Origin of the sequence: Micromonospora profundi (assembly GCF_011927785.1) — a bacterium.
Lineage (GTDB): Bacteria > Actinomycetota > Actinomycetes > Mycobacteriales > Micromonosporaceae > Micromonospora > Micromonospora profundi.
Window position 1 is genome coordinate 1,564,306 of sequence record NZ_JAATJK010000001.1, and the last position, 14,366, is coordinate 1,578,671.

Annotated in this window: 8 protein-coding genes and 1 pseudogene; 7 read left to right on the forward strand and 2 right to left on the reverse strand. The window is 71.5% G+C overall.

Translation table 11 applies throughout. The features are described from left to right. Window positions 1-64 precede the first annotated feature (64 nt). The 7 genes and pseudogenes from eccCb to F4558_RS06845 form a co-directional block, all read left to right on the forward strand. A pseudogene (eccCb, locus tag F4558_RS32325) lies at window positions 65-1,807 on the forward strand (type VII secretion protein EccCb); the annotation flags it as partial. Window positions 1,808-1,838: 31 nt separating this feature from the next. Continuing rightward, window positions 1,839-3,242 (forward strand): type VII secretion integral membrane protein EccD, encoded by a 1,404-nt coding sequence (gene eccD / locus F4558_RS06820; protein ID WP_053656484.1) that lies wholly within the window; start codon window positions 1,839-1,841, stop codon window positions 3,240-3,242. A 7-nt stretch (window positions 3,243-3,249) separates the two neighbouring features. Then, entirely contained in the window at window positions 3,250-4,605 is a 1,356-nt protein-coding gene (eccB, locus tag F4558_RS06825) for a type VII secretion protein EccB (protein WP_167943538.1), read from the forward strand. Window positions 4,606-4,611: 6 nt separating this feature from the next. Further along, window positions 4,612-7,407, forward strand: a complete 2,796-nt coding sequence (locus F4558_RS06830; protein ID WP_053656488.1) for a hypothetical protein — start codon at window positions 4,612-4,614, stop codon at window positions 7,405-7,407. After that, window positions 7,404-10,670: a right-handed parallel beta-helix repeat-containing protein gene (locus F4558_RS06835; RefSeq protein WP_167943539.1), complete on the forward strand. Its 3,267-nt coding sequence runs from the start codon at window positions 7,404-7,406 to the stop codon at window positions 10,668-10,670. Before F4558_RS06830 ends, F4558_RS06835 begins: the two co-directional genes overlap by 4 nt. Window positions 10,671-10,689: 19 nt before the next feature. Beyond that, complete coding sequence (locus F4558_RS06840) at window positions 10,690-10,968, forward strand: YbaB/EbfC family nucleoid-associated protein (RefSeq protein WP_053656492.1); 279 nt, start codon at window positions 10,690-10,692, stop codon at window positions 10,966-10,968. Window positions 10,969-11,114: 146 nt separating this feature from the next. Next, window positions 11,115-11,738: a response regulator transcription factor gene (locus tag F4558_RS06845; protein WP_167947286.1), complete on the forward strand. Its 624-nt coding sequence runs from the start codon at window positions 11,115-11,117 to the stop codon at window positions 11,736-11,738. A 45-nt stretch (window positions 11,739-11,783) separates the two neighbouring features. Here F4558_RS06845 and F4558_RS06850 read toward each other — a convergent pair whose 3' ends face one another. Both F4558_RS06850 and F4558_RS32095 read right to left on the reverse strand, forming a co-directional pair. Next, window positions 11,784-12,812 carry a hypothetical protein gene (locus tag F4558_RS06850; protein ID WP_167943540.1) on the reverse strand — a complete coding sequence of 343 codons (1,029 nt, stop codon included), beginning with the start codon at window positions 12,810-12,812 and terminating at the stop codon, window positions 11,784-11,786. 27 nt (window positions 12,813-12,839) lie between these two features. Then, complete coding sequence (locus F4558_RS32095; protein ID WP_167943541.1) at window positions 12,840-14,237, reverse strand: DUF6461 domain-containing protein; 1,398 nt, start codon at window positions 14,235-14,237, stop codon at window positions 12,840-12,842. Window positions 14,238-14,366: the final 129 nt, after the last annotated feature.

Here is a 14,366-nt window from a genome sequence, read left to right on the forward strand (position 1 = left end):
CGAGCGCCTGACGGCACCGGCTGAGGGCGCCGCCGCACCGGCGGACGACGCGCCGGCCGAGGCGAGCGGTCCCACCCTGGTCGAGGTGCTGCTCAAGCGACTGACCGGGGCCGGGCCGCCGGCGCGGCAGATCTGGCTGCCGCCGCTGTCCACGGCGCCCACCCTGGACTCGCTGCTGCCCAGTGTCGTACCCCATCCGGTCTTCGGCATGTCCGTCGAGGACCTGTCGGTCCGCGGGCGGCTGCGGGTGCCGGTGGGCGTGGTCGACAAGCCGCAGGATCAGCTGCGGGAACTGCTGGTCGTGGACCTGGCGACGGCCGACGGCCACGTGGGCATCGCCGGTGCGCCGCAGAGCGGCAAGTCGACCCTGCTGCGGTCGATGATGCTCGCCCTGGCGCTGACCAACACGCCGGCCGAGGTGCAGTTCTACGGCCTGGACTTCGGCGGCGGTGGGCTCACCTCGGTCGCCGGTCTGCCGCACGTCGGCTCGATCGCCACCCGGCTGGAGCGTGACCGGGTGGTGCGCACGCTTGAGGAGATCAGCCAGGTCATGGAGCGGCGGGAGGTCGAGTTCACCGAGCGTGGGCTGGACTCCATGACGTCGTACCTGGCGGCCCGCAGTCGGGGTGAACTCGAGGACCCGCACGGCCACGTGTTCCTGGTCGTCGACGGCTGGTACACGATGAAGCAGGACTTCCCCGACCTGGAGAGCCGCGTCCAGGAGATCGCCTCGCGCGGGCTGTCGTTCGGCGTACACATCGTGGTGACCACCACCCGCTGGTCGGAGCTGCGCACCTGGCTGCGCGACCTGCTGGGCACGAAGCTGGAGCTGCGGCTGGCCGACTCGATGGAGTCGGAGTTCGGCTCCCGCAAGGCGGCGACAGTGCCCAACCAGCCGGGCCGCGGCCTCACCCCGGACGGGCTGCACTTCCTCGGCGCGCTGCCCCGGATCGACGGCCATGCGGCGACCGCCGACCTGGCCGAGGCCACCAAGTCGGTCACCGAGGAGGCCGCGACGTTCTGGAGCGGCCCGCCCGCACCGCCGGTGCGCCTGCTGCCCACCCAGCTGCCCGCGGCGTACCTGCCCGACCCGGAGCCGGAGCTGCGGATCTGCCTCGGTCTCGACGAGCAGCGGCTGGCGCCCGTGTGGCACGACTTCATGGTCACGCCGCACCTGCTGGTTTTCGGCGACAACGAGACCGGCAAGACGAACATGCTGACCCTGATCCTGCGCGCCATTCAGCGGCGGTACACGCCGGAGCAGGCGAAGGTGGTGCTCGGCGACTCGCGGCGGGACCTGGACACCGCGATCGGCCAGGAGTACCAGGTCGGATCCAGCTTCACCGGCGACGGGCTGTTCGAGCTGGCAGGCAAGGCGTCGGTGTCGGTCAACCGCCGGGTGCCGGGCGCGGACATCTCGTCCGAGCGGATGCGCCGCCGGGACTGGTGGGAGGGTCCAGAACTGTTCGTGGTGGTCGACGACTACGACCTGCTGACCCGCGGCACCGGCGTCGGCTCCACGTTGGAGCCACTGTTGCCGCTTCTGGCCCAAGGCGTGTACATCGGTCTGCACGTGATCGTGGCCCGGAGCACCTCCGGCGCGATGCGGGCGATGATGGACCCGGTCATCCGCCGGATGTGGGAGCTGGGCACCCCGGCGATGTTGTTCTCCTACCCCAAGGAGGAGGGCAAGTTCCTCGGCGAGGCCGCGCCGCGCCGGCTGCCCGCCGGACGGGCTCAACTGGTCACTCGCCGCGGGGTGCGGCTGATGCAGACAGGCAACGCGCTGGGCCGGGCCGCCGGATGAGGCGGGACCGGCAGAGGAGAGGACGACGCGGATGAGCGCCGTTGTTCAGGCGGACAAGTGCCGCATCACAGTGGTCGGGCCGGAGCGTCGGATCGACCTGGCGGTCCCGGTCACCACCACGGTCGCCGGTCTGCTGCCGGTCCTGGTCGGCCACGCCGTACCGGCACACCAGCAGGACGACGCCACCGGCAGCGGCTGGGTGCTGCAACGGCTGGGTGGTGCGCCGTTCGAGCTGACCGGCACCCCGGAGACGCTGGAGTGGCTGGACGGCGAGGAGATCCACCTGCGCCGGGCCGAGGACCCGCTGCCCGAGCTGGACTTCGACGACCTGGCTGAGGGCGTGGCGACGTCCGTCAACCGGCGGTCCGACCGTTGGCAGCCGGAGTACCGCCGGGTGTTGTTCCTGGTGCTGTCGGCGGTGGCGATGACCACCGTCGCGTTGGTGATCACCGACCGTGGCCCGGTGGCCGGGCAGATCCTGTCGGCCGGCGTGCTCGCCGCCGCGATGCTGGTCGCGGCGCTTGTCGCCGCCCGCAAGCTGACCGACGAGGCGTTCGGCCTGCTGTTCGGCGGTGCTGCGGCCCTCTTCGCGGGGATGGCCGCGGTCAGCGCGGTGGACGGTGACCCGGACGGCATGTCCTGGACCGGGCTGGCGACGCTGGCCGCGGCGTCCGCGGTCGTCGTCGTGACCGGGGTCCTGCTGGTCTGCCAGCGTACTGTCACGCCGCGGCTGCCGTTCACCCCGTTGCTGCTGGTCGGGGTCAGCGCCGCGACGGTGGTGCTCGTGCTGGTGTCCGGTCAGCTCGCCGGGATGACAGCCGCCCAGGTCTCGGCCGTCGCCGCCGCGGTGATCCTGGCGATCGTGGTGCTCGCCCCCCGCGCCGCGGTGAAGTTCGCCCGGCTGCGCGGCCCGCAGCTGCCCAAGACCGGCGCCGACCTGCAGTACGACATCGAGCCGACGGACTCCGGCCTGGTCCGGGAGCGGACCGCTGACGCGGACACCTACCTGACCGCCGGGCTCGGCTCGGCCGCGCTGCTGCTGCCGTTCCTGTTCGCCTTCACCATGCGTACGCCCGGCTGGTCGGGCTCGACGCTGGTCGCCCTGATCTCCGCGGCGGTCCTGCTGCGGGCCCGCTCGTACTTCGGGGTCTGGCACCGGATCGCGCTGGTGACCGCCGGGACCACGGGCTGCCTGCTGGTGGTCGCGCAGCTCTCCGGCTCCCTGTCGATCGGAGGGCGTTACGTCCTGCTCGCCGGTCTGGTCGCGCTGCTGGTGCCGTTGGTGATGGCGGCGGTGCGGCCCTGGCCGCGGCGGATGCTCCCGTTCTGGGAGTACGCCGCGACGTTCTTCGACGTGGTGACCGCGCTGGCCGTGCTGCCGGTGCTCGCCCAGGTGCTCGGCCTGTACGGCTGGGCCCGCGGACTGTTCGGGTAGGCGCGCCGTGCAGACTCAGCGCGACCACGTCCACGCCCACCAGTTCATGATGGGCCGGCTCAGCTCGGCCCTGGTGCTCGGCGACCCGTCCGGCGCCGAGGTGCCCGGCCGCCGGGCCCTCACCGGCCTGGTGTTCGGCGTACTCATCGCGGTGCTGGTGGTGGCCGGTTTCGGGGTGTACGGCTGGATCGTCCCCGGCGGCAGCACGGCCTACCGGCAGCCCGGCCTGATCCTGGTGGAAAAGGAGACCGGCAGCCGTTACGTCTACGCCGACGGCCTGCTGCATCCGGTGATCGACCGGCCTGCGGCGATGCTCTGGCAGGGCCCGTCGGCGAAGGTGAAGCTGATCTCGCAGGCCTCTCTGGCCGATGTGCCGCGAGGTGACGTGCTGGGCATCCCGGACGGGCCGCGGGAGATCCCGGCGCCGCAGTCCTTCGTGGCCGGTCCGTGGCTGGCCTGCCTGTCTGGACGGCCGGGCGACTCGGGTCGGGGCGGGCTGGGCATGAATCTCGACCCCCGCGCACCGGCCACCCCGATCCCGCCGGAACGGCTCATCGTGGTGCGGGACCCGGACGGCAAGATCCACCTGATCGCTCAGGGCAGCCGGTTCCGGGTGACCGACGACGCCGTTCTGGTCGCGCTCGGCATCAGCGCGGGCGACGCGATCCCGGCCACCGAGCCCTGGCTGAGCCAGCTTCCCGCCGGACCGGACCTGGCCCCCGCCGGGATCGACGGCGAGGGCCGCGACGGGCCGCGGATCGCCGGCCGGTCCTACGACGTCGGGACCCTGTTCCGGCAGAACGCCGGCGCCGCCGGCGAGCAGTTCTTCGTGCTGCGCAAGGACGGGCTGGCGGCGCTGAGCGAGACCGAGTTCCTCTTCGCCGGCGTACGCAGCCGGTCCGCGCCGGTCACGCTGGCCGGCGCCGATCTGCTGGACGCGCCCCGGTCGGCGGACCGGACGCTGCTCGACCGGCTGCCCGACCTGGCCGGTGCGGCGGAGCACCGGCTCGACGACCGGATCCTCTGCCTGCGCCAGACACCCACTGCGGCGAACGCTGTCTACAGCGTCCTGGTCGAGGCGCCCCGGACGATGGCCGTCGACGCGAACGGCCGGGGCGTGGTGTTCGGTCCAGCCGGCGGCGGGATGGCCGTGTACGGCGTACCGGTCGCCCCCGGCACCACACCGCCGGTCGTCTTCGTCTCCTCCGGCGGGGTCGCCTTCGCGCTGAAGGACGCGCAGGCCGCGGCGGCACTGAAGATCAACCAGGTACGACCGGTCCCGTTCCCCCGCGAACTGCTGGCCACCCTCCGGCAGGGACCGACGCTGAGCCGCGAGGCCGTCACTTTTCTCGCAGAAGGGTAGGCCGACATGGCATCCGCGATCTGGCAGAAACGGCGCCGCCGCCGGGACGACGAGCCCATCGTCCAGCACATGGTGGGCAACGCGATGGTTCTGCACGCCCCCGACTCGATCAGCGCGGAGGCGCAGTCGCTCGCCCTGGCGGTCACCGAGGACGCCGACAACGACGTGGTGGTACTCGACCTGGTCGAGGGCCTCGCCATCGACTCGTGGGAGTCGATGGCCAACGTGCTGCCCCGGCGCCGCCGCGGCATCCGGCTGATGGCGTGCGGCCGGCACCGGGACTCCGCGGCGATGGCCGGGCAGTGGCTGTCCGAGCGGCTGAACCGTACTGTCATCGCACCCGACGGCGACCTGGTGCGCGGAGCCGGCGGTGCGCTCCTGGTGCACTCCAACCGGCGAAGCGGCTGGGTGCGTTTCCGGCCCGGTCGGCCGCCGAGCTGGGACGCCAAGCGGTACCCCGCGCCGGTGTGGGACGGCGCGGTCATCGAGAACCGGGCGACCAGCGCCACCGCCGGCATCCAGCCGCTGCCCGGTGGTGTGTGGATCCACGACAGCCAGTCCCCGCAGATCATCGCCCAGCACCGGCGGCAGCTGACCGACGACGTCCCGTGCGACCCGGAGACGATGACGGTGCTGCTGGGATGCCCGGGAACGCCGCCGTTGTCGCTGGACGACGTGGTGCGGTTCTGGCGTGAGCTGGAGCCGGACGTGCAGGCGCGGGCCCGTTTCGTGCAGTACGGCGAGGTCCGGCTCCCCGAGGGCGAGGCGCTGGGGCAGGCACTGGCGGACCTGTTCGGCACCTCGGTGATCTGTTACACCGGCGTGCCGGTCGGCACCCAACGGGAACGGCAGGTCCGCACGGTACGCGCGGACGGAACCCGCGGGTGGCCGCCGTTCGCCATCGAACTCGGCTACACCCCGCGGGCGCACGAGAACTCCCGCGCCGCCCGGCCGGTCATCCTCAGCCACCGGCCGCCGCTGCGCTGGACCGAGGAGATCGACCCCCGCGTCTACTGGTACGCCCCCGACGCCGTCGTCGAGGTGGTCGAGGCGGGCCTGTGGGTGCGTGCGGTGGACGAGCCGGGCAACGCCGAGCGGGTGCGCGCGGCGACACTGGACACCTCAGGGGTGACGCTGATCTTCGACGACTCGGAGCCCAAGCGCGTCGACCGCCTGCGGGGGCTGGCCGCGGACCTGGCGGCCCGGCTGCCGGAGCGCGAGGGCGGGACCCTGATGGCCGCGTCGGTGCTCACTCCGGGTAGCAAGTCGGCAGGCCGGGCGGACGCTACCCTCGACGTCACCCCGATCGCCGCCCTGAACGGTGTTCCGGTGGAGATCAAGGCAGCACCGGCCGTCGAGGCGCCGCCGGCCGTGGCGGTGGCAGCGGTGGTCGAGTCACCGGCCGTGGAGCCCCTCTCCGAGCGGACGCTCGCGCTCCGTATGCCCGCCGCGTCGCCGCCGATCGGCGAGCCCCGGCCCGCCCGAGGTGTGGCCTCGATCGACCGTGTTGATCAACCGGTGCCGCCTCCGCCCACAGCGTTTTTGCGGCCTGCGGCGTCCGTGCCGCCGCCACCTGCGGCGTTCATGCTGCCCGTGCCGCCCGTCGTGCCGCCTGCGCCGCCGCCACCCGCTGCGTCCGACGCGCCGCCGACCCCGGACGTCATGCCGCCTGCGCTGCCGCCACCTGCGGCGCTCGAGGCGCCGACCCCGGACGTCGAGCCGCCTGCGCTGCCGCCACCTGCGGCGTTCGTGCCGCCCGCGCCGGCGGTTGTGCCGCCTGCGTTGCCGTCGCCTGCGGTGGACCCCGCGCCGGCGGTGGCCCCGCCATCCATGCCGACCGGGGTCGTCCTGCCCGTCGACGTCGAAACGGCGGCTGACACCCCGGTGCCGGCGCGGTCAGCCGAGGCGACGAAACCACCCACCGAGGCGGCATCCGAGGAAACCCCACCTCGCACTACCGCCGGCATCGTGCGGGTGCAGCCGGTTCCCACCGCGTCGGCGAGCGCGCTGCTGCCCTCCCGGCCGCTGGACGAGGAACGCGGCTGGCTGCGCCGTACGCTGAGCCGGGAATTCGACCACATGGCGTCCTCGGTGTCGCGGATCATCTCCGAGCACCCCGGTTTGCAGGCCGGCGGCACCCCGGCCGGCGACCTGCTCGCCGACTCGGTCGCCGTACGGCTGTACCTCACCCGCCGTGGCGAACGCGTCAACGCGGCCCTGCGGACCGGCGTGGCCGGCCCGCACGTGCCGTTCGCCCGGTGCGTGGTTGCCGGTCTGTCGCGGCTTCCGTCGTTTCGCGGGAGCACGATGTTCCGCATCTCGCCGGACGAACGGGAGTGGGCGTTGTACCGCGGCCGCAAGCTGGTCACGGACTGGTCGCTGGTCAACGCGCTGACGCGTCCGCACGAGGGCCAGGAGGGTGACACCGACCTGCTGATCTGGTCGATGACGGCCCGACGTACGGCGCTGCTCGAACCGGAGGGCGAGGACCGGATCGAGGACCGCGTGCTGTTCCTGCCGGGAACGAGTTTCAAGATTCTCGAGGCGCGGCCGCCTGCTGACGGTCAACGCGGAGCGATTCTGCTGCGCGAGATCGGCACCAACGAGATCGACGCGGACGGCCGGCTCCACCAGAACGGTGCGTCCCTGGACGAGTTGGCGAACACCGCGCTGCACCGCAGCCTGGAACGCTGGGGGACGCCGACGCCGACGCCGACGCCGTCGCCGTCGCCGGTCACCGCCACGACACGTGGCTGTTTCCGGGTCCTGCCCGGCTTGGACGGAGAAGGTGAGGGCCGATGAGCCGACAGGTGTTGACAGTGGGAGGGGCGGAGCCGGGTGCCTTCGCGACGATCGGTGCCGCCGTCGCACGGGCCGATCCCGACGCGACGATCATTGTGCATCCCGGCCGGTACGCGGAACGGTTGGTGCTCGACAAGAGGGTGACGATCAGTGCGGCGCCGGGCGGCCCCGTGGAGGTGCACGTCGAAGAGGGCAGCGTGCTGGTCGTACGTGGCCAGGGTGCCCAATTGCGGGGCGTCACGTTGATCAGCGAAGACTCGCAGCTGGCAGCCCTGGACGTCTACGCAGGCGAGGTGGCGCTCGACGACTGCCGGGTGACCGGCGCGGCGTGGACGGCGTTGCTCGCCCGGATGGACGGCTCCCTGGCCCTGCGCGGCTGTGACGTCCGAGCCCCGTCGGGCGCGGGGATCGTGGTGATGTCCGCGGGCGTCAGCACCGTCGAGGACACGCTTGTGCACGACGTTGGCACCTCCGGCGTGGTGGTAAGCGAGCACGGGTCCCTGACCCTGCGGCGCTGCGTCGTCCGAGGTGCTGCGGCGAACGGCGTGTGCGCCAACGGTGATGCTCGACTTGTCATGGAGCAGTGCGAGGTCGACGCCTCGGCGAAGCCGGCGATCGTCGTCGAGCAGCGTGCCACAGCCCAGATCCGGCACCTGACGGTGACCGGCAGCGCCAACGTGGACCTGTTCCTTCGTGGCGCGATCGACGTGACGATAAGCGATTCCACATTCAGCGGGGCCGCGGTGCAGTCGGCGCACATCACCGACGGCGCCGCCCCTCGATTCACCCGCTGCGCGTTCAGCGAAGCCGGTCACACCGCGATCCACGTCGGCGGCGGGGCGCGGCCGGAGTTCACCGAGTGCACCGTCACCGACACCCCGGTGGGAGTTCACGCGGAGAACGCCAGCCCGCACCTGAACGGCGTGACAGTGCGCGGCACGAGCGAGCACGCCGTCATCGTGACCGGGGAGAGCGCCGTCAGGCTGCGGCGCCTGCGAGCGAATTCGACGGGCGGCGTCGCGGTGCGGGACGGAGCCACCGTCGACGGCGTCGACCTGGTCCTGGACGGCGTCGCCATGCCGGTGCTGACGCTCGCGGACGGGTCCCGGGCAGTCCTGCGCGATGTCCAGGTGACCGCCGCCGGGCCGGACGCGGTGACAGCTACCGGCAGTTCCCGCCTGGATCTGCGGTCGGCGGTGCTGACGGGCGGGGGCCTGCGGGTGGACAACGCCGAGTTGGAGGTGACCGACACCGAGATCCGCGAGGCGGCGCGGGACGGTCTGCTGGTGCAGGACCGGGCCACGGTCACCGCGACCCGGCTGCGGGTGCGACGGGCCGGCAGCGACGGTGTCCGGTTGACAAGCGGCGGCGGCGGTGACTTCACCGACTGCGAGATCCTTGACAGCGCTGTCACCGGCTTCAACGTGGACACCGCCGAACCGGTGTCGCTGGTGCGATCGGTCGTCCGCAACAGCGGCAAGAGCGACCTGCGCCGGGCCGAGGGCTCCCACCTGACGGTGGAGTCGCTCACCAGTGGCGGGCCGCCGGTCGGTCAGCCCGTGCGGGAACAGGCTGTCCGGGACGACACCGATGCGGAGCCGCAGCAGGATCAGGGATCCGACGAACTGAGCGGCCCGCTGCAGGAGCTCAACAGCCTGATCGGTCTGCGCGGCGTCAAGCAGGAGGTGACCGCGCTGATCAACCTGATGAAGATGGCGCAGGTGCGACAGCAGCGGGGGCTGCCGATGCCGCCGATGAGCCGGCACCTGGTCTTCGCCGGACCGCCGGGTACCGGCAAGACCACCGTCGCACGCCTGTACGGCTCGGTGCTGGCCGAACTCGGCATCCTGTCGAAGGGGCACATGGTCGAGGCGGCGCGCGCCGACCTGGTGGGGCAGTACATCGGGTCGACCGCGATCAAGACCACCGAGCTGGTCACCAAGGCGCTCGGCGGGGTGCTCTTCATCGACGAGGCGTACACGCTGTCGGCCGGCTCCGGCGGCTCGGGGCCGGATTTCGGCCAGGAGGCCATCGACGCGTTGATGAAGATGATGGAGGACCACCGCGACGAACTGGTCGTCATCGTCGCCGGGTACTCCGAGTTGATGGAGCAGTTCCTCGCCTCGAACCCCGGTCTGGCCTCCCGCTTCACGCGCACCGTCGAGTTCCCCAACTACTCCGTCGAGGAACTTGTCACAATCACCTCCAACCTGTGCGGGAAGCATTACTACGAGCTGACCGACGACGCGGTGGGAGCCCTCACCACGTACTTCGAGCGCATCCCGAAGAACTCGACGTTCGGCAACGGCCGGGTGGCGCGCAAACTCTTCGAGGCGATGATCAACAATCAGGCGTCCCGCCTCGCCGCCGAACCGCCGTCCACGGAGATCCAGCTCAACCGGCTCACCGCCGCCGACATCGAGCCGGAGCTGGCCTCCCTCGCCGAGCTGCCGATGGAGCAGACCGCACAGCTGGATGTCGCCACCCACCCGCGAGAGGCCGTAGCAGCCTCCCGGACGTGGGCGCGTGTCGCCAACCTGGTCGGTGCCCCGTCCGTACGCGAGGCCCTCGGGCAGGCCGTGGTGGGACTCTGCGATCTACACGGTCGCCGCCGGGCGTTCGGACGAGCCGGGAACATCATCATCTCCGGCCAGCGGGGCACTGGCCGCAGCGAGTTCGCCCGGCTGTACGTGATGCTCCTGTCGGAGCTGAATCTGATCCCCATCGGCCAGCAGGTACGGATGTCCACCCGGGACCAGCTCGCGCCGCAGTGGGCCGGGCAGGCCGACGACCTGATCCGGGCAGCGCTCCAGGAGGCAACCGGCGGGGGCCTGGTCGTGGAGGCCACCGGGGAGGAACAGGACGCGGAGGTCGTCCACGCGCTTGTCGAGCAGGTCCGGGCCGCCCCGGGGGGACCCGTCGTCGTCCTTGTCGGCGAACCCGCCGGCCTGGCCGCACTTCACTCCGCGGTACCCGGCATCCCGGAGACGTTCGGCCAGGAGTGGTCCGTGCCCGCCTACTCCCCGGCCGAACTCGGCGAGATCGCGGTACGGCACCTGCTGCGTCGCGGGCACATCGTCCCCGACGACGTGCGGGCCGCCATCGTCGAGCTGGCAACGAATCTGCCCGCACAGACGGTCCACGCGGCCCACCGATTCTCGTACGCCCTGACCCGCACCGCCGCATCGCGGACCCTCGCGCCGGCCGACCTCACCGGCTCCGCGCCTGCGTCGATGTCCGGCGGCCTGTCCGCGGTCGGCTGACCTGACGAAGGAGATCACCATGCAACCTCGGCTCGATCAGAACGCCACCGCGATGGAGGCGCGGCTGGCCGGCGCGACGGCCACCGGCCGGTCGGCGGACGGCCTGGTCACCATCGTGGTGGGCGGCCTCGGCGACGTCCGTGCCGTGCGCGTGGAGCCGCGCGCGCTGGACCTTGAGGACGTGACCGCCCTGGAGGCGGCCTTTGCGGAGGCGCTCCGCTCCGCCTTCGAGGCCGGCCGCCGGCTGGTCCTGGACACCATGATGGCGGCCGCGCTGGAGCGGGCGTCGGCGACCTGACGGTCAGGCCAGCAGGGCCGCGAGGGCCCCGGTGCTCGCTCGGCGGTGTCGGGTTCGCGGCCGTGGGCGGATGTCGCTGAACTTTGGCCGCGTACGAGCGTCCTCAGAGGGGATGGAACCTATCTTCCCGTTGGGGGTTGCTGGTCGTGGCGGAGACGCGTGTTCTGGTACAGGCGACCGACCCGCTTCTGGCGGTCGGGCTGTCGAGCTACCTGGCGATGCATCCCGACATCACAGTGGTGGAGGCGAATGACCCGGACTCGTTCGATGTTGCTGTCGTGGGGGCCGAGGGCTTCACGGCCGCGACGATCAGGATGCTTCGCCTGACGGCAGTGACTGCGGCGCGGCCCGTGGTGCTCGTCATCCCCGACATCGACGATCTGCAGCTGATCACGGCGGTGGAATGCGGGGTGGTTGCCATCCTTCCCCGTGCTTCGGTCAACCAGGAACGCCTCGTCCGGAGTGTTCATGCCGCCGAGGCCGGCGGTGGGATCATGCCGCCGCACCTCATCGGCAGCCTGCTCGAGCACTTCCGGCGGCTGCAGCGGGAGGTGCTGCTGCCCAACGGCCTGACCCTCACCGGGCTGACCTCCCGCGAGATCGAGGTGCTGCGGCTGATGGCCGACGGATTGGACACCACCGAGATCGCCGAGGAGATCCGGTACTCCGTACGGACAGTCAAGACGATCATCTACGGGGTGATGGACCGGTACGAGCTCCGTAGCCGGTCACATGCGGTCGCGTACGCGGTGCGCGCGGGTTTGATCTGAGGGCTCGCGCGCAATGAGGCCGGTGCGGATCCTCCGGCCGGACGCTCAGGACAGGAGGCTGGACAGGGCGCGGTGTTCGGCGACCGGGTCTGATTCGGGCACCAGATAGTCGCGGGCGCGGATGTGAGTCAGCAGCTTGTCGTCGGGGCTCACCGCGTAGGTACGCAGGAAGTACGCGACCGCGTCCGTCCAGATCCACCGTCCGTCGGTGCGGAAGCTCAGCGGCACCACCGGGCCGGCGCTCTCGTCGAAGGGGTCGGTCTCGCGCGCCTCGGTGGCGAGCAGCACGGCCCCGCCCTCCAGGTAGTCCAGCACGCGCCGCATCTCGTCGCCGTCGGTGATCGTCGGGCGGTCGGCGGAGAACTGCCCGCCGGTGGTGGGGTGGTAGGCGTCGAAGACCCGGGCGGTCGAGACCGGCTGGGCGTCTGCCGCGGCCCAGAGAAGCGCTGACCGGCCCCGGGCGAGTTGCTGGTAGCGCGGTAGGACCGTCCGATTGTGGAACGCCTCGACCTGAGGATGGGCGACTCCGCTGCGGGCGACGGCGTCCTGCACCTGTGCGCAGGCTGCCGGTAGGCCGTTGGGATCGCCGCCGACGAGCAGCAGATAGATCGGGACCTGCTGGTCCTGATCCGGTGAGTCCCGACGCCATGCCCGCCAGAGGGCAACCCCGTCGGCGACCCCGCGCGCGGCATCGACGGCGGCCGAATCCGGCTCGTCCATACGCTCGACGGCCCCGGTCAGGTCGAGGACCAGCGGTGTGACGCCTATCGGATCGGACCGTTCCGGGGCGAATTCGGGCTCCGGCGGTGCCGTGCCGGCGTTCGGCGCAGCGGCGGCACGCCACGCCGCAACCCGGTCGTCAGGCACGAGCGTGGACAGCAGGTCCAGGTCCGTCTCGCGCAACGACATTCGAGGGGTAGCCGTGCTCGTCAGCACCGCGTCGGCCGCCTCGGCGAGCCGTCGCCCGGCGAGGTGGCTGCGCGCTGCGGCGACGGCCGCGTCGGGCATCCAGCCCGCCACGCGCAGCAACAGGTAGTGGAGTTCCAGTAGGCGGCTGTCAGCGGCGCCGGTCATGATGATCTGCTCCGTCCCGATGAAGGGTCACCAGCTGCTGATGGAGCTGAGGTGTTTGCCCGCGAAGTGCTCGGGCCGGGGACGTACGCCCGCGATCAGGCAGGCGATCTCGACCGGTGGCGGCAGGAAATGCCTGTCATCGTCGGTGTCGCGGTAGCGTCCGAGCCCGATTGTCCGCATGAACGGAACGACGGCGTCGGGCTGCTCTCCCTCCGCTGCCGGTTCGCCGCGCTCCAGCGCCTCGTCATCCCAGTAGATCGCCGACGGGATGCCGTCGACGGCCCAGCCGAGGTAGCTCTCGCCGTCGTGATCTCGTCCGCAAACCACCGCCTGGGTGCCGCGCGACATCGGTACCAACTGGTCGGCGCCGACCATCGCATCGAGTCCGACGACCATCACCCAGTCGTCGATCTGCGCCGTGAAAATCCGCTGTTGCTCGCCTGTCGACGTGTCACCGAGTTCCCGGAGCGTCATCGGCGCGACACGGTCGTCCTCGACCTCCAGCCGCGACAACGCTTCACCGGCCGAGATTCCCCGCACCAGCGTGATGGAGTAGGGCGGCGAGTCTTCGTCGTCGGCGTAGACGAGGTTGAACCAGTCGGCGGGCAACCCGCTCCCGTGCGGCCGCACGGGTTTCGCGAGGTCGGCACGCTCGCGCAGGGTCCATTCTCGCTGTAGCTTGTCGAGCCTGGCTGCCTCGGCGGCGCTGCCGCTGCGATAGACCGCCGAGCCGTCCTCCGCCATCAACACGACGTCACCGTCATCGTCGACGACCAGCGCCGACACCGTGTGGGCCATCGGATCCAGGCGCAATCCGGTCCACTTGGACAGCACCGTGGAGTCGGCGCCGGTCCGCAGGATTCCGTCGTGCCCGAGGGCCAGCTCCTCGCCGGGAACGCCGGCCTTCCGTGACCACAGCTGAGCGGTCTGGTCGCGGAAGAGCACAGTTTCCGCCTCTGTCGTGCGGTGTGCGAGCTCGTACCTGCCATTCGGTGAGACGAGGGGCTTGGTCAGGCGCTGCCCGCGGGTCAGGCGGTCGCCGGAGGCCGGCAGGAAATCCGCCAGCGCGGCGTCCGAGAGGAGATCCCTGCTCCAGCGCTGAAAGCCGTCCGGATCCGTCAGGACCAACCGGCCGTCGTTGGTGACCACTGCGGCATCCACCCGACGGTCGACGTCGCCCGAGCGCCAGAGCGGCCGGCCGTTTCCATCCACCAGCCACAGGTAACCTTCGGGCGTCAGCTCCAACCGGCCGGGCCCGCCAACGCCGCCGCCGATCGTCCAGACGTTCTCGGCGCGCGTCCGATCGCGCAGAACGAGGCCGCCGGTATGGCGGTGCTCCAGCGCGAACGCCTCGTTGGCGGACACGAGCGTCCCCAGCGACAGGAACTGCCCAGGTCGGAGAACAGTGAATTCTTCATCGTCCACGAGTTAGACGACGCAGGCGGGCGCACGAGGTTCACGGACCCGCGGTAGTCGACATGGCGGCAGGGAACGACGACCGCCAGTTGCAGTGCTCCAGAACCGATCACTGTCGCGTTGAACCGTCGTGACCCC